General features: G+C 70.3%; 19 protein-coding genes. 6 read left to right on the plus strand and 13 right to left on the minus strand.

Annotated features, from left to right (window positions below; all coding sequences use genetic code 11):
- Positions 1 to 123 precede the first annotated feature (123 nt).
- A complete protein-coding gene (gene mgrA, locus ACNAW0_RS14405; RefSeq protein ID WP_416288343.1) occupies positions 124 to 1,113 on the plus strand; it encodes an L-glyceraldehyde 3-phosphate reductase in 990 nt (329 codons plus the stop codon).
- Positions 1,114 to 1,121: 8 nt separating this feature from the next.
- On the opposite strand, the gene ACNAW0_RS14410 is transcribed toward mgrA, so the two are convergent.
- Together ACNAW0_RS14410 and ACNAW0_RS14415 are read right to left on the minus strand one after the other, a co-directional pair.
- The gene (locus ACNAW0_RS14410) at positions 1,122 to 1,376 is read right to left on the minus strand and encodes a Txe/YoeB family addiction module toxin (RefSeq protein WP_416288344.1); all 255 of its coding nucleotides are present in this window, start codon (positions 1,374 to 1,376) and stop codon (positions 1,122 to 1,124) included.
- Complete coding sequence (locus tag ACNAW0_RS14415) at positions 1,373 to 1,648, minus strand: type II toxin-antitoxin system Phd/YefM family antitoxin (RefSeq protein ID WP_416288345.1); 276 nt, start codon at positions 1,646 to 1,648, stop codon at positions 1,373 to 1,375. The genes ACNAW0_RS14410 and ACNAW0_RS14415 overlap by 4 nt, the downstream gene beginning before the upstream one ends.
- Positions 1,649 to 1,771: 123 nt before the next feature.
- Between ACNAW0_RS14415 and ACNAW0_RS14420 the strand changes: the two genes are divergently transcribed.
- The gene (locus ACNAW0_RS14420) at positions 1,772 to 3,913 is read left to right on the plus strand and encodes a DUF4153 domain-containing protein (protein WP_416288346.1); all 2,142 of its coding nucleotides are present in this window, start codon (positions 1,772 to 1,774) and stop codon (positions 3,911 to 3,913) included.
- Positions 3,914 to 3,974: 61 nt separating this feature from the next.
- Here ACNAW0_RS14420 and ACNAW0_RS14425 read toward each other — a convergent pair whose 3' ends face one another.
- The 3 genes from ACNAW0_RS14425 to ACNAW0_RS14435 all read right to left on the minus strand — a co-directional run bounded on the left by ACNAW0_RS14425 (position 3,975) and on the right by ACNAW0_RS14435 (position 7,209).
- Entirely contained in the window at positions 3,975 to 4,874 is a 900-nt protein-coding gene (locus ACNAW0_RS14425) for a carbohydrate ABC transporter permease (protein ID WP_416288347.1), read from the minus strand.
- On the minus strand, positions 4,871 to 5,857 hold the full coding sequence (locus tag ACNAW0_RS14430) for a carbohydrate ABC transporter permease (protein WP_416288348.1): 987 nt from the start codon (positions 5,855 to 5,857) through the stop codon (positions 4,871 to 4,873). Before ACNAW0_RS14430 ends, ACNAW0_RS14425 begins: the two co-directional genes overlap by 4 nt.
- 68 nt (positions 5,858 to 5,925) lie before the next feature.
- Positions 5,926 to 7,209 (minus strand): ABC transporter substrate-binding protein, encoded by a 1,284-nt coding sequence (locus ACNAW0_RS14435; protein ID WP_416288349.1) that lies wholly within the window; start codon positions 7,207 to 7,209, stop codon positions 5,926 to 5,928.
- A gap of 238 nt (positions 7,210 to 7,447) precedes the next feature.
- Between ACNAW0_RS14435 and ACNAW0_RS14440 the strand changes: the two genes are divergently transcribed.
- Positions 7,448 to 7,951, plus strand: coding sequence for a hypothetical protein (locus ACNAW0_RS14440; RefSeq protein ID WP_416288350.1), 504 nt, complete (start codon positions 7,448 to 7,450; stop codon positions 7,949 to 7,951).
- Between the two features lie 92 nt (positions 7,952 to 8,043).
- On the opposite strand, the gene ACNAW0_RS14445 is transcribed toward ACNAW0_RS14440, so the two are convergent.
- The 3 genes from ACNAW0_RS14445 to ACNAW0_RS14455 form a co-directional block, all read right to left on the minus strand.
- The gene (locus tag ACNAW0_RS14445) at positions 8,044 to 9,000 is read right to left on the minus strand and encodes a DUF1702 family protein (RefSeq protein ID WP_416288351.1); all 957 of its coding nucleotides are present in this window, start codon (positions 8,998 to 9,000) and stop codon (positions 8,044 to 8,046) included.
- Positions 9,001 to 9,031: 31 nt separating this feature from the next.
- The gene (locus ACNAW0_RS14450) at positions 9,032 to 10,015 is read right to left on the minus strand and encodes a hypothetical protein (protein WP_416288352.1); all 984 of its coding nucleotides are present in this window, start codon (positions 10,013 to 10,015) and stop codon (positions 9,032 to 9,034) included.
- A gap of 110 nt (positions 10,016 to 10,125) precedes the next feature.
- Complete coding sequence (locus tag ACNAW0_RS14455) at positions 10,126 to 10,572, minus strand: MarR family winged helix-turn-helix transcriptional regulator (protein ID WP_416288353.1); 447 nt, start codon at positions 10,570 to 10,572, stop codon at positions 10,126 to 10,128.
- Positions 10,573 to 10,646: 74 nt separating this feature from the next.
- On the opposite strand from ACNAW0_RS14455, the gene ACNAW0_RS14460 reads away from it, so the two are divergent.
- A complete protein-coding gene (locus tag ACNAW0_RS14460; protein ID WP_416288354.1) occupies positions 10,647 to 12,812 on the plus strand; it encodes an MMPL family transporter in 2,166 nt (721 codons plus the stop codon).
- Between the two features lie 55 nt (positions 12,813 to 12,867).
- Here the strand turns inward: ACNAW0_RS14460 and ACNAW0_RS14465 are convergent, their stop codons facing one another.
- The 4 genes from ACNAW0_RS14465 to ACNAW0_RS14480 form a co-directional block, all read right to left on the minus strand.
- Positions 12,868 to 13,662: an ABC transporter substrate-binding protein gene (locus ACNAW0_RS14465; protein ID WP_416288355.1), complete on the minus strand. Its 795-nt coding sequence runs from the start codon at positions 13,660 to 13,662 to the stop codon at positions 12,868 to 12,870.
- Positions 13,577 to 14,470, minus strand: a complete 894-nt coding sequence (locus ACNAW0_RS14470) for a metal ABC transporter permease (protein WP_416288356.1) — start codon at positions 14,468 to 14,470, stop codon at positions 13,577 to 13,579. The genes ACNAW0_RS14465 and ACNAW0_RS14470 overlap by 86 nt, the downstream gene beginning before the upstream one ends.
- A gap of 1 nt (position 14,471) precedes the next feature.
- Positions 14,472 to 15,119, minus strand: coding sequence for a metal ABC transporter ATP-binding protein (locus ACNAW0_RS14475; RefSeq protein ID WP_416288357.1), 648 nt, complete (start codon positions 15,117 to 15,119; stop codon positions 14,472 to 14,474).
- Positions 15,120 to 15,195: 76 nt separating this feature from the next.
- Positions 15,196 to 16,383, minus strand: a complete 1,188-nt coding sequence (locus ACNAW0_RS14480; protein WP_416288358.1) for an MFS transporter — start codon at positions 16,381 to 16,383, stop codon at positions 15,196 to 15,198.
- A gap of 334 nt (positions 16,384 to 16,717) precedes the next feature.
- Here ACNAW0_RS14480 and ACNAW0_RS14485 point away from each other — a divergent pair, with 334 nt between their 5' ends.
- Both ACNAW0_RS14485 and ACNAW0_RS14490 read left to right on the plus strand, forming a co-directional pair.
- On the plus strand, positions 16,718 to 18,181 hold the full coding sequence (locus tag ACNAW0_RS14485; protein ID WP_416288359.1) for an MFS transporter: 1,464 nt from the start codon (positions 16,718 to 16,720) through the stop codon (positions 18,179 to 18,181).
- A complete protein-coding gene (locus tag ACNAW0_RS14490) occupies positions 18,178 to 18,861 on the plus strand; it encodes a TetR/AcrR family transcriptional regulator (protein ID WP_416288360.1) in 684 nt (227 codons plus the stop codon). Before ACNAW0_RS14485 ends, ACNAW0_RS14490 begins: the two co-directional genes overlap by 4 nt.
- Here the strand turns inward: ACNAW0_RS14490 and ACNAW0_RS14495 are convergent.
- The gene (locus ACNAW0_RS14495; protein WP_416288361.1) at positions 18,852 to 19,838 is read right to left on the minus strand and encodes a zinc-dependent alcohol dehydrogenase family protein; all 987 of its coding nucleotides are present in this window, start codon (positions 19,836 to 19,838) and stop codon (positions 18,852 to 18,854) included. The genes ACNAW0_RS14490 and ACNAW0_RS14495 overlap by 10 nt on opposite strands.
- Between the last annotated feature and the right edge of the window lie 4 nt (positions 19,839 to 19,842).

The following is a 19,842-nucleotide window of genomic DNA, read 5'->3' on the forward strand; positions in this document are numbered from 1 at the left end:
CCCCCACAGTACATGCAAATGTCCGACTATGGCTGCCCATAAAACCCGGATCTGTTGCCAACCCTCCACCGGCCGCCCCCTCCCCCGCCGCCGCTATGACCTGAGCACATTAGGGTCGACGGCGTGACCTACCTTGCCAGCGGAGACCGTTACGACTCGATGACCTACCGGCGCAGCGGGCGGAGCGGACTGCGCCTGCCCGCCATCTCGCTCGGGCTGTGGCACAACTTCGGGCCGGACCGACCCTACGAGCGGCAGCGGGACATCGTCCGACGCGCCTTCGACCTCGGGATCACCCACTTCGACCTGGCCAACAACTACGGCCCGCCGCCCGGCACGGCGGAGGAGAACTTCGGCCGGCTGCTCGCCACCGACCTGAAGCCGTACCGGGACGAGCTGGTCATCTCCAGCAAGGCCGGCTACCTCATGTGGCCCGGCCCGTACGGCGAGTGGGGCTCCCGCAAGTACCTGATCTCGTCGCTGGACCAGTCGCTGCGCCGGATGGGGCTCGACTACGTCGACATCTTCTACTCGCACCGGTTCGACCCGGACACCCCGCTGGAGGAGACGATGGGCGCGCTGGACGCCATCGTCCGCTCCGGCAGGGCACTGTACGTCGGCATCTCCAACTACGACTCCGAGCAGACCGCCCGAGCCGCCGCGATCCTGCGCGACCTGGGTACGCCGCTGCTGATCAACCAGCCGTCGTACTCGATGTTGAACCGCTGGACGGAGGCCGACGGGCTGCTGGACACGCTGGAGAAGGTCGGGGCGGGCTGCATCGCGTTCAGCCCGCTGGCGCAGGGCCTGCTCACCGACCGCTACCTGGGCGGGATCCCGGCGGACTCGCGGGTGCGGACCAGCGTCTTCCTCAACGAGAGCGACCTCACCGAGGAGCGGATGGCGACCATCCGGGCGCTCGGCACGATCGCCGAGCGGCGCGGCCAGTCCCTGGCCCAGCTCGCGCTGGCCTGGGCGCTGCGGGATCCGCGGATGACCAGCCTGATCATCGGGGCGAGCAGCGTGGCTCAACTGGAGGGGAACGTGGCTGCCCTGGAAAACCTCGACTTCACCACCGAGGAGCTGGCGGAGATCGACCGCCAGCTGGGCTGACCGGCCGCTCAGTCGCTGTAGTGGTAACGGCAGGCGACGATCTCCAGGTCGTCCTTGCTGATCCGGTACACCAGCCGGTGCTCTCGGTCGATCCGCCGCGACAAGAAGCCTGAAAGCTCGCCCCGCAACGGCTCGGGCTTGCCGATGCCCTCATAGCCATTGCGCAGGCAATCGGCGATCAGGTCGTTGATCCGCTTCACGAGGTTGCGGTCGGTGTGGCTCAGATACTGCGACCGGGCGGTCGGGGTGAAGACGATCCTCACGCCACATCCCGGACATCCGCCGGGTCGACCAGGTCCCGCTCCCCGCCCTCGCCCCGGTCCAGCTCGGCGATCGAGCGGCGCAGCACGGCGGCGTTCGCGGGGTTGCGGAGCAGGTAATCCGTTTCCCTCATTGACTGGTATTCGGCAAGGGGAATGATCACCACCGGCTCGTGACCCGAGCGGGTCACCACCAACTCCTCTGCGTCCTCGATCACGCTGTCCAGCTCCGCGGCGAGATTCTGCCGAAGCTGGGTGAAGTTGACTGTCCGCACGGCGCCTCCTCGGACCACGACCTGTACCGAAAACTGTACATCCCGTGCCGCTACCGGCGATGGGGCAGCCCGCGGCGGAACTCGCGCTCTAGAGTGACGGCACCCAGTGATCAAGGAGCTGCCGTGTCCGAGCCGTCATCGGCACCAGATTCCCCCCGGACCGCCCCGGAGTCCGAACCGACCGGCGCTGACGTCCCCGCCGACGTCACGCCGTACCTGCTCGTCATGCCCACCGTGGACGGAGCGCCGCCCGGCATGGTGTGGCCCGGCCAGGAGGGCCAACCCGCCTGGGCGATTCCGGTGACCGTGCCGCCCGGTACCCGCGGCTACGCGGTGTTCGTGCCGCTGCTGCCGACGGGCGAGGAGCAGCCGGTCGAGGTCCCCGGGCAGCCCGCCGCTCCCCGGGTCATGGTGTCCGCGCCCGGCGTGCCCGCCCAGGCGACACCGCCGGCCGTCGAGGCCACCCCGGCCGCCCAGAACAGCCCGGCGGTGCCCTCGACGACCCCGGCCACCGACACGACCGCCCCGGCGTCGGACGCGCCGGCGGCGCCTGGAACGGCCGCCGGCGACTCCGGCGCGGTCAGGCCGGCCGCCGACGCCGGCGAGGCCGCCGAGAACGTTCAGACGGCCGCCGGTCCGGCTGAGCAGGTCTCCGCCGCGCCGACGGTGGTCCCGCCCCCGGGCTATCCGCCGCCGTACGCCGTGACGCGGCCCGTGCTGCACCCCGGGGGCGGCTGGGCACCCCGCCCGCCGGTGCCCCGGACGTCGTTCCTCGGCGCACGCTGGCCCGGCCCGAAGCAGGCCACCGGGCAGGCCACCCCGCTCGCGGTGCTGGCCGGCGCGCTCGGTACCGCGTTCTTCGTGCCGCTGAGCCGGGTCGGCATCGGCTGGTTCCTCGGCTGGCTCACCCTGACCCTCGGCGTGCTGCTGGCGGTGCGGCGGCGTACCGCCGACCTGCCCCGCACCGAACGCCTGATCCGCGTCGGCTGGGCCGTGGCGGCCCTGGCCCTGCTCGCCGTCCCCGCCTTCCGCAACGCGTGGTGGCTGGTGACGTTCTGCGTCCTCGGCGCGCTGGGCTGCGCGACCCTGGCCATCGTCGGCGGCCGACTGGTCCGCTCGATCCTGTTCGGCCTGGTCGCGACGCCGTTCGCGGCGTTCCGCGGCCTGCCCTGGGTACGCCGGCACATCACCGCTTCCCCGGACGCCGGGATGGTCCGCCGGGTCGCCGGGTCGGTGGTCGCCACCGTGCTGGTGCTGGTGGTCTTCGGCAGCCTGCTCGCCTCGGCCGACGCGGCGTTCTCCGAACTCGTCGCCGCAGCGGTCCCGGACACCGACATCGGTGTCTTGTTCCGCGGGATCTTCCTGACCGCCGTCGGCGGGCTGATCGCCGTCGCGGCGGTCTACACCCTGGCCGCCCCGCCCGACCTGTCGACGGTGGACAAGCCGAGCAGCCGCCGCCTCAGCCTGCTGGAATGGGCCCCCGCCATCGGGGCCCTGACGCTGCTCTTCGCCGGCTTCGTCGTGGTGCAGTTCACCGTGCTCTTCGGCGGCGAGCGGCACGTCCAGGTCGCCGGGCTGAAGTACTCCGAATACGCCCGCAGCGGCTTCTGGCAGCTGCTCTTCGTCACCCTGCTCACCCTGGCCGTGCTCACCGGAGTGAGCCGCTTGGCCAGCCGGGAACAGCCGACCGAGCGGCTCGTGCTGCGGATCATGCTCGGCCTGCTCAGCGCGCTCAGCGTGGTGATCGTGGTGTCGGCGCTGTCCCGGATGTGGACGTACCAGAAGGTCTACAGCTTCACCGGCGAGCGGATCTTCGTGATGGCGTTCGAGCTGCTGCTCGGGGCGGTCTTCCTGATGATCCTGGCGGCGGGTGTCCGGTGGCAGGGTCGGTGGATCCCCGGCACCACCGTGGCGCTGGCCGTGGCGATGCTGCTCGGCCTGGCGGTGCTCAATCCCGAGGACTACGCCGCGCGGCGCAACATCCTCCGGTACGAGCAGACCGGCAAGATCGACGCGTGGTACCTGCGGGCCCTCTCCGCGGACGCCACCCCCGCCCTGGCGAAGCTGCCCGACCCGGTACGCCGCTGCACGTTGAGCTGGATCGCCGACAACCTCGACGAATCCGATCCCTGGTACGCCTGGAATCTGGGCCGGTACCGGGCCCGCCAGGAACTCGACCGGCTCGGCCCGAACGCGATCGGCGGGCCGAAGGACTGCCGCAAGGCCGACCAGTTCGACCTGCCCAAGACCCGACGCACCCGCTGATGTTCCGGGGCCGGGCCGTTCTCCGTGCGGCCCGGCTCCGGCCGGCTGGGCGAAACGATCGTCAGCCCTTGACCGCTCCGCCGACGATGCCGCGTACGAAGTAGCGCTGCAGGCCGAAGAAGACCGCCAACGGCAGGGCCATCGACACGAACGCCGCGGCGCCGAGGAGGTACCAGCCGCCACCGAGGGAGTTGACCAGGTTGGCGATCGCCGCCGGCATCGGCAGGTTGTCCGGGTTCGCGAGCCCGATGTAGATCAGCGCGACGAGCAGGTCGTTCCACACGAACAGGAACTGGAAGATCGCCAGCGCGGCGAAGGCCGGCACGCTCATCGGCACCGCGAGCCGGAAGAAGGCGGTCACGTGGGAGGCGCCGTCCAGGTACGCCGACTCGAACACCGCCTGCGGCAGCGAGCCCATGAAGTTGCGCAGCAGGTAGACGGCGAACGGCAGGCCGTACCCGGTGTGGGCCAGCCACACGGCCAGGAACTGGCCGGTCAGCCCCCACTCGGCGAACAGCTTCAACACGGGGATGAGGGTCGTCTGGAGCGGCACGACCAGGAGCCCGACGAGCACCACGAAGAGCACGTCACGGCCCGGGAACCGCATCCAACTGAACGCGTACGCGGCGAACGCGGCGACGAACAGCGGGATGACGGTGGCCGGGATGGCGATGAACAGGCTGTTGACGAACGCCTCCCCGATGCCGCTCTGCTGGAAGACGTCCCGGTAGTTCTCCATCGTGAAGTGGTACGGCGGGGCGAAGGCCGTCCACCAGCCGGAGGTGGAGAGCTCCGACTGCGGACGGAACGAGCTGACCAGCAACCCGACCGTCGGCACCGCCCAGATGACCATCAGGGCGACGACCGCCAGGTGCAGTACGAGGCGGCGACGGGGACGGGCCGGCTTGCGGGTGGCGGCCGCCCGGGTGCCGGGCGTCTTGGGCGTTGCGACCGCGGTCATCGGATCGACTCCTGCACACGGAACTTACGGATGTTGAACGACATGATCGGGACGATCGCCAGCAGGAGGACGACCGCGACGGCGCTCGCCCGGCCGAAGTCCCCGACCGTGAACATCTGCTTGATCATGAGGTTGGCGACGACGTCGGTGTCGTAGTTGCCGCTGGTCAACGTGTAGACGATGTCGAACGTCTTCAGGGAAGTGATGATCATCGTGGTGGACACCACCGCCAGGGTCGGGCCCAGCAGCGGGAGCGTCACCCGCCGGAAGACCTGCCACTCGTTGGCGCCGTCCACCCGGGCCGCCTCGAGCAGTTCGGGGTCGATCCCCTTGAGCGCGGCCGAGATGATGACCATGGCGAATCCGGTCCACATCCACACCATGACCGCGATCAGCGCGAACGTGCTGAGCCGGAACCCGGGCGACTGGAGCCAGCCGACCGGCCCCAGCCCGAGCGTCCCGAGCAGGGCGTTGACCGTGCCGGTCTGCGCCGCTCCCGGCGGCTTGTAGTCGTACATGAACTTCCAGATCACCCCGGCCGCGACCATGCTGATCGCCAGCGGCAGGAAGATGATGCTCTTGGCCAGGGCCTCGTAGCGGACCCGGTCGACCAGGACGGCGACCACCAGGCCCAGCCCGACCGTGAACGCGGTGAAGAACACCAGCCACAGGATGTTGTTGACCAGGGCGCCCAGCGCGTCCCCGTTGGTGAAGAACCAGCGGTAGTTGTCCAGACCCACGAACTTCTGATCGAGTTCGTTCTTGCCGTACAGGCTCCGGACGATCGTACGGACCGTCGGATAGATCAGGAAGAAGCCGAGGAACCCGAGCGCCGGCAGCAGCCACAGCCACGGCCGGATGCGCCGCTGCCACCGCTCGTCCGCCGGGCCGAGCAATCGCTCGGCGACCCAGATGTACGCGATCAGGACGGCCGGCACACCCAGCACCACCTCGACCGCCGTGAGCAGGCGTGACTCCTCCACGTGCACCTCCCGGCCGGACCGCCGGATCGTCGAGGGTGGGGGTGGCGGGCCACCCCCACCCGGCCGGGTCAGGACGTGTATGCGTCCTTCTGGGCGTCGTCCAGGTCGGAGAGCACCTGGTCGACGGTCTTGCTGCCGTTGGTGAGCGCCACCATGGCCTTCCAGAACGCGTCGTTCATCGCGGTCGGCATGCTGTCCGACGCGTCGAAGACGAAGACCTTCGCGTTGGCGAGGATCTCGGCCGACCGCTTGCTGACGTCGTCCGGGTAGCTCGCGGCGTTCTTGTTCGCCGACAGGGCACCACCGGCCTTCACCCAGATGTCCTGCGCCTGCGCCGTCACCAGGTACTTCATCAGCGACTTGGCCGCCGGGGTGTCGTGGAACATGCCGAAGAGGTCGCCCGCGCCCTCGACCGCGCCGGTGAACTGGGGGTCGATGTCGGGGAACGGCATGAAGTTGTAGTCGGTGCCCGCGGTGTGCGACTTGAACTGGCTGAACCCGGTGATGAAGCTCGCCTGGTGCAGGAACTCGCAGCCGGGCGGGTTGGCGAACAGCGGGTCACCGGCGTCGCCGAAGTTCGTGGCCACCGCAGTCTTGCCGCCGCCGTAGCTGCCGGCGACCACCTCGTCGGCGTACATCTGGAAGGCCTTCTTGACGGCCGGGTCGGACCACTTGACCTTGCCCCCGTACCACTTGGTGTAGACCTCAGGCCCGGCGGTACGCAGCACCAGGTCCTCGATCCAGTCGGTGGCCGGCCAGCCCGACGCCGCGCCCGACTCCAGCCCCAGGCACCAGACGGACCTGGCCTGGCCCTGGTTCGCCTTCGCCTGGCTCGTCAGTTCGGTCCACGTCTTCGGCGGGTTCGTACCGTAGTCGTGGACCTTGGGGTTGTACCAGATCAACCCCTTGATCGCGGCCTTGATGAAGACGCCGTGGATCCTGCCCTCGGCCTTGCCCAGCTCGACCAGCGCCGGCGCTGTGTCGCGCCGGTACGTCTCGACGTCCAGCACGTCGTCCAGCGGCAGCAGCTTGCCCGCCTTGGCGTACTCGGCCAACTGCCCGGGGCCTGGCAGCCCGGCGAGATCCGGCAGTACGCCGGAGGCCACGCCGGTGGTCAGCACGGTGTTGATGTCGCGGGTGCCGGTGTACTTGACCTTGGCGCCCGTCTCCTTCTCCCAGGGTTCGACCATCTTCAGGAACGCGGCCTGCTCGTCACCGCCCCAGGTGCCGATCACGTTGACCGTCTTGCCCTTGAGATCGTTGTCGTTCGACGACGAGCCGCCGTTGGAACAGGCGGTGGTCGCGAGCGCAAGCACGGCCAGCGGGACCATCCGCCGCAGCCACGGGTTCATGGGTGGTTCTCCTTCCACTCGGCATGTCTGAGCCGATGCCGGCCGCTGAACGGACGGACATGGCCTGTCAAATGCGCCAGAAAGCGGACATTCCTATGCGTCAATGCGAGCCGGGCAACGCACGGTGACCTGGAAAACATCTCGACCTACTATTCATGTCCGTCGATGCGTGATAGAAATTCTACGGGCCGGCCTCCGTTTCGCAAATAGCTACCCCTGCTGCGAATGAGGAGATGCCATGTCAACGACCCGTCATCCAGTGCGCCGCCGCATGCTCACCCTGCTCCTCGCCGGCGTGGCGGCGATCGGCACCGCGCTCGGCTTCAGCACCCCCGCCTTCGCGATCACCCACGCCAGCGCCACCACCCAGTTGCGCAACGCCGGCATCAGCTGGGTCTCCAGCGGCAACTGCAGCGACCGCAACAACCCGACCTGCACCTCGTTCGAGGGCATCCGGCAGTCCACCATCGACGGCATCATCACCTTCAAACGGGCCAGCGGCTGCGCCATCACCATCACCGGTGGCACCGAGACCGGGCACGCCGGCGGCACGTACAGCCACTGGAACGGCTGGAAGGTGGACATCGGCAAGACGACCTGCGTCTACAACTACATCTCGCAGTACTACACATACCAGGGCTACATCTCTGGCTGGGGCTACCAGTGGAAGGCCCCGTCGGGCAACCTCTACACCGACGAGGGCAACCACTGGGACATCCTCTACTACACCTGCGGCTGCTGACTGCTGACCGCTAGGGCGGCCGCCGGTCACGCCGGCGGCCGCCGCACCGGATGCGCCGATCGAGGAAAGCGCAGGATCATCGCATCCGCCCGTCAGGCGAAGCGCTGCTGGATACGCTGCCGCCAAACCTCGAACGCGGGCAGCGCACCGTCCGGCGGAAGATCCTTCCGTGCCTCGTCGGTGACGGCGGCCGCGTCCTCTGGCGACATGCCGCAGAAGATGGCCGCGGCGGTCCGGGTGTTGTCGTTGACCAGGTTGGCTCTGGCTCGGGTCGTCGAGGCGAGGGCACCGCCCTGCGCCACCTGCGGGCGGTACGACCCGGCCAGCTCCCAGAACTGCTTCAGCTCCGGCTCGTTGGCGCCACCGGCGTACGTCGCGGCCAGCCCGGCGCCGCTCCAGAGCTCGGCGCGTCGGCCGGGGTCGAACTTCTCGATGAGCGTGGCGACCCGGGCCACGTCGGAGCCGCCGACGAACCAGAGAGCCCGACCGATTCCCTGATCGATGGCCCGGTTGACGTAGTTCGGGTATTCCTTCGGCCATGGGAAGCCCGGGTCCTGGTACTGGGCGTGGACGTACTTGTCGGTCTTGAAGAACGCCTGGTGGAAGCCGTATCCGTCGAGGGTGCGCCAGCGCAGCATCGGGTCGGCCGGCAGGAACACCCGCCACCGGAACCGCGGCATCCGCGCAAGCGCGAAGCCGAGGCCGACGTGGACCTGGTGCGGCACGTTCTTGGCCGGCCCGGCGAGGAATCGGGCCACCCGGTCGTGCCGGTGCAGCGACATCACGTCCAGCAGGGCGAGACCCATGGTCGCGCCCTCGTACGAGAAACCCTGGTACTGCCGCTCGATGGCCTGCAGACGGGCACCGGTCTCGATGGGATCACCGGTTTCGAGGGCGTGTCCGAAGCCTTCGCGAAACCACTTGCTAACCGATTCCAACAATTCCCGCGATGCGTCGTTCTTGACGTGGAAGCCCCGGACCTCGGCGCGATTCTGATCCGGTTTCGGCACCAGAATGCGGCGTCGTAGGGTCCCCAAACCGCCGGCCATGAAGAACCTCCGTAGTTGCCTTCAGCTGTCGTCAGTTATATGGCATCCGGGGGAACCAGCCGATCCCGAACATCGACGGCACCCGGACATCCCAATAGACTACGGTGAATACGCCGAGGGCGAGTAGCAGGGAGCCGGTGATCAGCACGGTGCGCGACGGGCTGCCGGCGAGCCACCGCAGGAACCCACCGCGGCTGGCCACGATCGCCAGGGCGAAGAGCATCGCGACGATGGCGATGTTGCCCAGCGACTGCAGGATGAACGCGCCGGCGCCGTAGATCGGGTTGCCGGTGTCCACGGCCCAGTGGAACAGCTTGTTGAACAGCGGGTAGGGCCGGCCGATGAGGAACCCGCCGACGAGCGCCCCCAGCGCGACCACCCGCCCCACCGGCCGCTGCGCGAACGGGTCGGGCACCACTTTGAGCGCCGCCAGTCCAAGGTAGACGAACGCCAGGCCGATGATGCCGAAGACGACCGAGGACTGGATGAGCCGCACCGGTACGCCGCCAGCCGTCTCGGTGGAGAGCTGCGGAAGCCGCTCCCCCAACAAGACTCCGACGAAGCCGTAGACGCCGGACACGATCACCATGCCCAGGGCGAGCCAGCCGATCGGCCGCAACAGCGCCGCCACGCTTGGCCCGCGCTCGGCTGCCGGCAACGGCTGCGGCCGGCTCGCCGCGGCCGCGGAGCTTGCCGCGCCGCTGGCGTGGCTCATCGGCCCGATGGACGCCGCCATGGCGATGTTGCAGGCCGTGAAGGTGCCGGCCAGGCCGGAGACGAACGCGAACAGCAGACCCGCGATCGTGCCGCCGATGGCCGTCCCCTTGGCGTCGTGGCCGAGGAGAGCGTTCGCGACGTTGTCGCCGATGACCTTGTCGACCAGCTCGTACGACCAGAGAACCGCCAGCAGGATGCCGGCCGCGACGCTGATCGCGATGACTCGCCATGGCCGGCGTGGCCGCGGGAGGAGATCGATGGCGGCAAGAGCGGACTTCTGTCGCTGAGTGGCACTCATGCCGCACCCCGCATCGGTCACGTAACGACGATCAACATTGCGAGTATCCCGTCAGCCACTCGGGGCTCGCACCTCCCAGCTTGCGGTGTGGCCGAGGTGAGCCCGGCGGATCATCGGGTCGGCCCCGGATCTGCCGAGATCGCCCGCACCAGTGCACCCAGGCCGTGGGCGAGTGCGCGCCGCTCGTCGGCGGTCAACGTGTCCAGCCACCGGGCGTGCTGGGCGCGCATGGCCTCCCTCGTCCGGGCCGCGGTCTGCTCGCCCGCGACGGTCAGCGCGACCTTCTGGAAGCGCCGATTGCGGGGATCGCGCTCCTTCTCGACCCAGCCCTTCTGCATCATGCCGTGCACCAGCCGGCTGACCGTGCTCTTCTCCAGCCCGAGGTAGGCGCCGAGCTCGTGCTGCGTCGCCGGGCCCGCAGCGAGCCGGGCGAGGGCCAGCGACTCGGAGACCGACAGGCCGAGGGACGGCGAGGCCTGAGACGGGTCGAGCACGCCGCGCAATCGCAACAGGCGGCTCATCGCCAGCTCAAGGACGTCGTGCAGGTCGTCGGACAACGCCCACCTCCCACAACTGTGCCGCGTAACCTTGCCCGTGGGGACAGTTGTACCGCACAACTCGGGGGGTTGCCATGTTCGCCGTCTGGGGCCGAGCCGTGGTCAAGATCCGTTGGTTTGTACTGCTCGGGGGCGCGGCCCTCGCGGCCGTCGGTCTCGTCTGGGGCACCGGCGTCTTCGGGGTACTGACCAGCAGCGGGTTCGACAACCCCGACAGCGAGTCGGTCCGCGCGTCCGAGCGGATCGTCACGGAGCTGGGCCGGCAGCAGGACGTGGACGTGGTGGCGCTCTACTCCAGCCGTACGGCCACGGTCGACGATCCCGCCATGCGTGACGCGGTCACCGCCACCGCCGACGTCGTACGCCGACGCCCCGAGGTGGCCACCGTCGTCACCTACTACGACACCCATGTGCCGGCGCTGGTCTCACGCGACCGGCACGCCACGTACGCGGCGATCACGCTTCGAGCCGGGGACGACGACAGCAAGCGGGACGCGTACGAGGCGATGCGCGACGCGCTTCCCGCGCCCGGGCTGACCACTCAGGTGGGCGGCCTCGTGGCCTTCGCGTTCGACACCGACGAGATGGTCGCGAAGGACATCGCGCGCGGCGAGATGCTCGCCTTCCCCGTCGTGCTGGTCCTGCAGGTGTTCATCTTCGGCGGCCTGGTCGCCGCCGGCATGCCGCTGCTCATCGGGGGCCTCGCGATCCTCGGCGCGCTGACCGCGACCCGGCTCATCACCACGTTCACCGACGTGTCGACGTTCGCCGTCAACACGATCACCCTGCTCGGCCTCGGCCTGGCGATCGACTACTCGCTGCTGATCATCAGCCGCTTCCGGGAGGAACTGCGCGACGGGCACCCCACGCCGACAGCGGTGGGGCGGACCATGCTCAGCGCGGGACGCACGGTCCTCGTCTCCGGGCTCACGGTCGCCCTCGCCCTGGCCAGCTTGCTGATCTTCGACCAGGTCTTCCTGCGTTCGATGGGGATGGGTGGCATGGCCGCGGTGGTGGTGGCCATGCTCGGCGCGCTCACCGTGCTGCCGGCCATGCTGGCGATCCTCGGCCCGCGGATCAACGCCCTGCGGATACCGCTGCCGTGGCGCCGCGCCGAGGCCAAGCCGGCGGACGACATCGAGCACGGCACCTGGGCCCGGCTCGCACACAGCGTGATGCGCCGCCCGGCGCCATACCTCGTGGCCGTCGCCGCGATCCTGGCCGTGTTCACCTCGCCCTTCCTGCGGGCCCAGTTCGGCGGCGCCGACGAGCGGGTGATGCCGCCCGGCACCGAGGCGCGGGCGGTGTCCGAGCGCGTGGCCACAGAGTTCTCGGGCGGGTCGGCCGCCCCGATCGAGACGCTGGTGACGGGTGCCTCGGACAACCAGGTCGAGCGGCTCATCGGCCAGATCAGGGCGGTGCCCGGGGTCACCGCCGCCACGATGACCGCCTACCGCGGTGACGCGACGCTGATCTCGGTCAGCTACACCGGCGAACGGACCGGGGATCAGGCGTACGCCGCCGTGCGCACGATCCGGGACCTGCCCGTACCGGACGGCGTCGAGGTGCTGGTCGGCGGGCGTTCGGCCAAGGACGTCGACCGGCTGGACAGCCTCGCGGACCGGCTGCCCTGGATGGCGCTGCTCATGGCGATGGCGACGCTGGTCCTGCTGTTCTTCGCGTTCGGCTCGGTGTTGCTGCCGATCCAGGCGGTGGTGATGAACATCGCGTCGATCGCCGCGTCGGCCGGCGTCCTCGTCTGGATCTTCCAGGACGGTCACCTGGCCGGCCTGCTCGACTTCACGCCGACCGGCTTCATCGAACCGACCATCCCGATCCTCATCCTGGTCATCCTCTTCGGCCTGGCCACCGACTACGAGGTCTTCCTCGTCTCGCGGATCCGTGAGGAGTGGGACCGTACCGGCGACCACCCCCGCGCGATCGCCGTCGGCCTGCAGCGCACCGGACGGATCATCACCGCGGCGGCGCTGCTGCTGATCGTGGTGGTCGTCGGCTTCGCCACGGGAGGGATCGTGTTCACGAAGATGATCGGCGTCGGCATCATCGTGGCCGTCATCGTGGACGCGACCCTCGTACGCGCGCTGCTCGTACCGGCCACCCTGCGCCTCATGGGCAGGTCGACCTGGTGGGCGCCCGGCCCGCTGGCCAGGGTGTACCGACGGTACGGCCTGCGCGAGGGCACCGAACCGCAGCGGCAGGAGGCCGCCCTGGACACCTGACCCTCCGCTGTGGGGAGACGGGCCGGCCGCACCCCGGCCCGACCTCCGGCTCCGGTCAGCCGGCGGCCCCCGTGATGGCGGCACCGAGGTGATCGGCATTGGTGCGGAAGACGCTCAGCAGGTCGAGGTCCTCGCCGGGATAGTTGATGATGTCGACCCTGACGGCGCCGGCGATCTGCGGGTTGAGTCCGGGCAGGTGGCCGTTGGCCAGCTGGATCTTCGGCTTCTTGCCGGACAGGTCGGCGAGTTGGCTCGGCGTCACCGGCTCCGGCCCGTACGTGCCGGCGACCGGTATGCCGGCGAAGTCGGCCCAGTAGGCGACGAACACCTGTGCCACGGCGGTCGTGTTCAGTGAGGTGTTCTTGAGCTTGCCGGACAGCGAGGCGTACTCGGCGTTGAAGGTGTCGAGCCAGCGGGCCGCGGCCGCCCCCGTGCCGAACAGCTGCCCGAGCCGGGTCACCTCCGACGTGATCTTCGCGGGGGTGTTCTCCGGCTCGACCATGACGAGCTTGGCACCCGAGGCCACGGCCTCCTTGAGCCGTGCGGCGAAGCCGTCGAACGGCGTGTACAGCACGTAGTCGGCGCTGGCGACGGCCGCCAGGTCGCTCGGCTTGGGGTCGTAGTCCGGCGGATGTTGGATGTTGGCCGGCGCGACCAGTTTGACGTCGGTGGCTCCGGCGGCCTTGGCCAGCGCGCCGACCCAGGTGGTCGAGGCGACGACGACCGGCGCGTCGCTCCCCGACCGGCCAGCCGGCTTCCGGTCGTCAGTGCTGCCACATGCGGTCGTTGACAGGAGCAGGGCTGCCGCCGCCAACGCGGCGAGCAGCGCGGCGGGCCGGGACAATCGCATCGAGGGCTCCTTCGGGGATCAGATACGTGATCAGCGTGAGCAGGCCACCGGTGAGCACCAGGACGGGACCCGGCGGCTGGTCGAGGAGAAGCGCGACGGCGAGGCCGGTCATGTTGCCGACCACGCCGAGGACCACCGCCCAGATCGCCATCGACCGCAGCGATCGGGCCAGGTTGAGCGCACCGATGGCCGGGAGGATGGTCAGCGCGTCGACCAGGAGCGCCCCGGTGAGGCGGATGGACGCGCCGATCGCGACGGCGATGACCACCAGCAGCGCGAGCATCAGTGGTCCGGCCGGTACGCCCGAGCACATGGCGAGCTCGCGGTCGAACAGCAGCAGCGCGAGCTGCCGGCGGTATCGCCAGAACAGCACGTGTACGGCGGCGGCGACGACGCCGAGCACAACCAGGTCGATCTCGCGGGTGGCCAGGATCGAACCCCACAGCAGCTCGAACGCACCGCTGGCGTTGACGCCGGACAGTGACAGCACCAGAAGGGCACCGGCGATCGCGAACGTCATCAGCAGGCCCATCGCGCCCGGCAGGCCGGTGGGGCGGCGCGCCAACGGCGTCACCCCGGCCCCGGCCAGGGCGCACGCGACGAGCGCGGACAGCAGCGGGTCCACGCCGATCAGCAGCCCGATCGCGATGCCCAGCAGCGCGACGTGCATGACCGCGAAGCGCACCGCGATGATGTCCAGGCCGATGATGAAGACCCCGACGACGGGCAGCCCGATCGCGGCGATCAGGAGACCGAACGCCGAGCGCTGCAACGCCGGAAGGGCGAGGAGGTCCATGAGGTGTGCCATGTCAGATCACCCGCAACCGGCCGGCGGCCATCTCAGCGACTCGGTCACAGGCGTGCGACATGGCGCGGTCGTGCGATACCACGATCACCGTGACCGGGAGCCGGGCGAGGATCGTGGCGACCTGATCCTGCCCGTCGAAGTCCAGCGCAGCGGTCGGCTCGTCGGCGAAGAGCGCCTGCGCGCCCGCGGCCACCGCGCCCAGGGCCCGCGCCAGGAACACGCGCTGGAGCTGCCCGCCGGAGAGCGTCTGCAGGGGGCGCGGGCCGAGCCCGGCGACACCGAGCCGGGCCGCGGCGTCCTGGGCGGCGTCCCAATGCCCGCCGCTTTCCAGCAGCTCGTCGACGAGGAGTGGAAAACGCCCCGGCGCGAGGCGCTGCGGTACCCAGGCGACCTGCCGGCGGCGGGCCGCCCAGTCAGCGGCTGCGCGGGGGACGAGCCCGCCTACCGAGACCGTCCCGCTGGCCAGCGGGTGCAGCCCGAGCGCGGCCCGGAGCAGCGTGGTCTTGCCCGACCCGTTGGCGCCGGTGAGCGCGACGTGTTCGCCGGCCGCCACGTGGAGGTCGACCGCGGCCACCGCGGTGCGGCGGCCGTACTGGCACGTTGCCGCGGCGAACCGCACATCGGCCGCGATGCCGCCCTGGCCGCTCATGCCGTCACCTCGCTTCGCTCGGCGCCGCCATGAGGCACCACGGCGCTGCACCGATGATTCGCTCGCTGACGCTCGCTCATCGCGCCTCCACCGGCTGCGCCGAGGCGGTCCGCGACCCGGCCGCCAGGACTCCCGAGGCGGCGAACACGACGCCGGCCGCCACCCACGCGACGCCGTAGCCGAGGTGGTCCGCGGCGACCCCGAACGTGGTCGGGCCGATCACGAAGCCGCTGAAGAAGCCCAGTGACACCAGCCCGGACATGCGCCCGGTGGCACCGCCGCGGCGTACCACGGCGAGCATCGACACCGCGTTCGCGGCGCCCGCGGATGCGCCCACGCCGATCGCACCGATCCAGACCAGCCCCGACCAGACCGGCCCGGCCAGCCACACCAGCGCCACGCAGCCGACCGCTGCGGCCGACAGCCACGACAGCGCCAGCGTCACGTCGGAGAGCCGGTCGGCCAGCCGCGCCCAGAACACCCGCGCCACGAGGCCGGAGACGCCGAGCGCCGCCAGCACCACGCCTGCCAGCCACGCTGCCATCCCCAACCCCTGCACGGCGTAGAGCGGAAGGTAGGTGCTGGTCGCGGAGAGCGCGGTCCCCAGCAACAGCGAATAGGCCATCAGCCGGGCCAGCCACGGGGAGGGCCGGGTCCACCGCCACCACGGCCCAGCGGCCGTCGGGAGCGGGCCATCACGCGGCACCAGCCACCACACCGCGACGAGCAGGGCGAGCGGGAGGAGCGCCGACCACCGCAGCGCCGGGCGCCAACCGAGGGTCGCGGCCAGCACGGGGAGCGCGAGCCCGGCGAGGAAGCTGGCCACCTGTACGCCGGACTGTTTGACGCCGATCGCCACCGCGCGCCGGGCCGGGGGTACGCCGCCCGCGAGCAGCACGTTGGTCGCCGGGTTGGCCAGCGCCTGCCCGATGCCCGCCACGGCGATGGCCGCGACGAGCCAGCCGTAGGAGCTGGTGGCGGCGGAGGCCAGCAGGGCGAGCGTGACCGCGGCGGCCAGGAACAGCAGTCCGCGGTTTGCGCCCACCGCGTCGACGACCGGGCCGGCGACCAGCGACCCGGCCGCCGCCACGGCGAAGGTGGCGGTCACCAGGCCGCCCACGGCGGCCCGGGACAGAGCGAGGTCGCCGACCAGGAACGGGGCCAGGGTGCTGACCGCGTAGGGCGACCACATCGACGCGGCCATGGCCAGCGTCGCCACCGCGGTGTGCACCGTCCAGCGGCGACCCGTCGCACCGCTGCTCAACGCGCGTCCACATTCTCTCGCAATGCCGGTACGGACACGAAATCAGCCCCGCTCGCGCAATTGTGGATTCGGTCTGGCGGCGGTTGACGAGGGAGCGTCAGCTGTCACTCGCTTCGCTGGAAACCGCCCAGGAAATGTCTACCCGCCGCTGGATGACCTTGTCTTCTCCGAGGTTGCTGAACTTTCCTCGCGTTTGCTGAGGGTTCGGGGTTACGCTCTGGCACGGGCGAGCGACAGCGCACTACAGACACATTGACCACGGTTGCGTGGAAGCCACATTCCACATAGGCTCGGAATACCTTTACACCGATGTATAGCTTCTGAGAGGGCAGCCATGAGTAGTGAGGTCACCGCCGGCCAGGATCCCAACGTCGCCGATTCCCGCGCGCCGTCGCATCCGTGGCTCATCCTGATCCTGCTCTGCCTGGCCCAGTTCATGGTGATCCTCGACATCATGGTGATGCAGGTGGCGTTGCCCGAGATCGGCCAGTCGCTCAACATGGACCGGGCGGCGCTGACCTGGGTCATCACGTCTTACACCGTGACGTTCGGCGGGCTGCTCATCCTCGGCGGTCGACTCGCCGACGCGGTCGGACGACGCACGACGTTCCTGACCGGGCTGGCGGTCTTCACGATCGCGTCGCTGACCGCCGGCCTGGCCACGGGCGGCCCGATGCTGCTGACCAGCCGCGTCGCGCAGGGCATCGGCGCGGCGGTGCTGTCACCATCGGCGCTGTCGATCCTCACCACCATCTTCACCGGCAAGGAGCGCAACCGGGCGCTCGGCATCTGGGGGGCCATCAGCGCGGCCGGCGCCGCCGTCGGCTTCGTGATCGGCGGGGCACTGACCTCCGGTCCCGGCTGGGAATGGGTGTTCTACATCAACATCCCGGTCGGGGTGCTGATCTTCGCGCTGGTGCCCGCGCTCGTGCCCGCCCAGCCTCGCGAAGCCGGCGCCCGTACCGACATCCTCGGTGGGCTGATCGGCACCGCGGCGACCGCCTCGCTGATCTACGGCCTGATCCGGGCCGGAGACACCGGCTGGACCTCGGCGACCGCGCTGCTGCCGGTCGGCCTGGCGGTGCTGCTCGGGATCGGCTTCGTCCTCGTCGAGCGGCGCACCAGCAACCCGCTGATGCCGCTGGGGCTGGTCCGCCGGCCGCCACTGCCCGGCGCGGTCGCGATGATGGTGGTCGCCACCGGCGTTCTGCTCGGCATGTACTTCGCCGCCTCCGTCTACCTACAGCACGCGGAGGGATACAGCGCGCTCCGCACGGGCCTGGTCTTCCTCCCGGTCGCCGTCGCCACGGCCGTGGGCGCGCACCTTGCCGCCGGCCATCTGGGCATGGTCGGGCCGCGCCCGATCGGTGCCGCCGCGATGGCGCTGTCCGCGGTGGGTCTGGCCCTCATGGCCTGGATCGGTGTCGGCGGCAACACGCTGACCGCCCTGCTGCCCGGCTTCGTGCTGGCCGGCATCGGCCTCGGTGCGGCGTTCGTCACCGCCATCACCAGCGGCCTGTCGTCGGTGCCGGCACAGCACGCCGGCGTGGCCTCCGGCATCCTCAACACCGGCCACGAGCTCGGCGCCTCGCTCGGCATCGCGGTCATCTCCACCATCGCGGCGGCGGGCTTCGAGGGGCCGGCGGGCAAGGCCGCGGCCAGCAGCGCGGCGCTGACCAGCTTCGAGCACGCCTTCCTCGCCGCGGCCATCGGCGCGGCCGTGCTCGCTCTCGCGGCCGTGGTGCTCCTGCCGAAGGGACGCCTCGCCCCGAGCGACGGGCCGGTGTTCATCCATTGAGTTGGCCAACGGGCGGGAAGACCGACCGCCAGGGCATCGGGCGCGGCGCGGCCAACAGGTCGCGTCGCGCCGACGCCGAACGCAACATCGAAGCGATCCTCGACGCCACGCTGGAAAGCGTCACGGCCGACGGCACGTTCAACATGACCGCCATCGCCCGCGCGGCCGGGGTCAGCCGGGTAACGCTCTACTCGCACTTCCCCACTCGCGAGGAGTTGGTCGAGGCCACGCTGGACCGCGGCGTGGCTCGGGCCGCTGAGCTCCTGAAGTCGCTCCCCCTCGACGAGGTTCCGGCGTCGCAGGCGCTCGCCCTCCTGGTTCGCTGTTCCTGGCAGATCCTCCACCGGCAGCGCAACATTTTCACGCTCGCCTCGACCGCCCTGCCGCCGGCGGTGCTGCGGGCATACCACGAGCCAGTCCTGGGCCGGCTGGAAAAGCTCGTCGTCCGCGGCCAGGCCGACGGCGACATCCGCGCCGACCTACCCCTGGAGTGGCTGGTCGGCGCGATCTACAGCCTCATGCACCTCGCGGCCGAGCAGCTCAGCGCGGGCCTGCTCCCATACAAGCGGGCCGGCGACATCGTGACCACGACCGTGTTGTCACTGCTCGCCGCCGACCATGCGGCATTGGCCCGGGCGCTGGCGCACCCGGGCCCGACCGTTGACCCTGATCAGTGCTGAACGGTGACCACGATCTTGCCAAACTGCACGTTCGACTCCAGGTAGCGGTGCGCCTCGACGATCTCGGTCAGGTCGAAGGTGCGGTCCACCACCGGCGCGAGGGCGCCGCTGACCAGCCCTTCGTTGATGAACGTCTCGGCGCGACGCAGGGCGTCCTCGTCGCCGGTCACCGCGCTGTGCGCGTAGCAGTGGATGTTCAGCGGCCAGGTCAGCGGCAGCGGCGCCGGACGCGGGTCGACCCAGCTGTACACGATCAGCAGGCCGCCGGGCGCCACCGTCCGGGCGACCTCCGCCAGGCCGGGCCCGGCGATCGGATCGAACACGAGCCGGGCACCACGGCCGTCGGTGACCGCGTGTACCTGCTCGACCAGGTCGCCGTCGCTCCGGGCGATGACGTGCGCGGCACCGGCCTTGAGCAGTTGGTCCACCTTCTCGCGGGTGCGGGTGGTGGCGATGGGTATGCCGCCGAGCCGGTTGACGATCTGGATGGCGGCGAGGCCGACGCTGCTGGACGCGGCGGTGATCAGCACGCGGTCGCCGGGGGCGACCTTGCCAACCTCGGCCAGGGCACCGTAGGCGGTCATGTACGCGGCCCACACCGCGGCCCCGGTTACCACGTCAAGGCCCTCGGGGCGCCGCAGCAGCCCCTTGGCCGGCAAGATGCCGCGGTCGCCGTAGACGCCGTTGGTGGACATCGAGAAGGGCCCCGGGAAAGTGCCCACCAGGTCGCCGGGCGCCAGGCCGGAGACGCCCGGGCCGACCGCCTCCACGACACCGGAGCCCTCGCAGCCGATTCGGGACGGCAGCGTCGGAGGGTAGTAGTACCGGCCCATCCGGAAAAAGGCCTCGGCCCGGTTGAGGCCGATGGCGTCGAAGCGTACCTGTACCTCACCCTCGCCGGGTTCGGCGATCTCCACATCTTCGAGCTGGAGCACCTCAGGTCCTCCGAGCTCACGGAAAATCACTGCTCTGGCCATGTCT

It is taken from the genome of Micromonospora sp. SL1-18, assembly GCF_047921505.1.
Taxonomy (GTDB): Bacteria; Actinomycetota; Actinomycetes; order Mycobacteriales; family Micromonosporaceae; genus Micromonospora.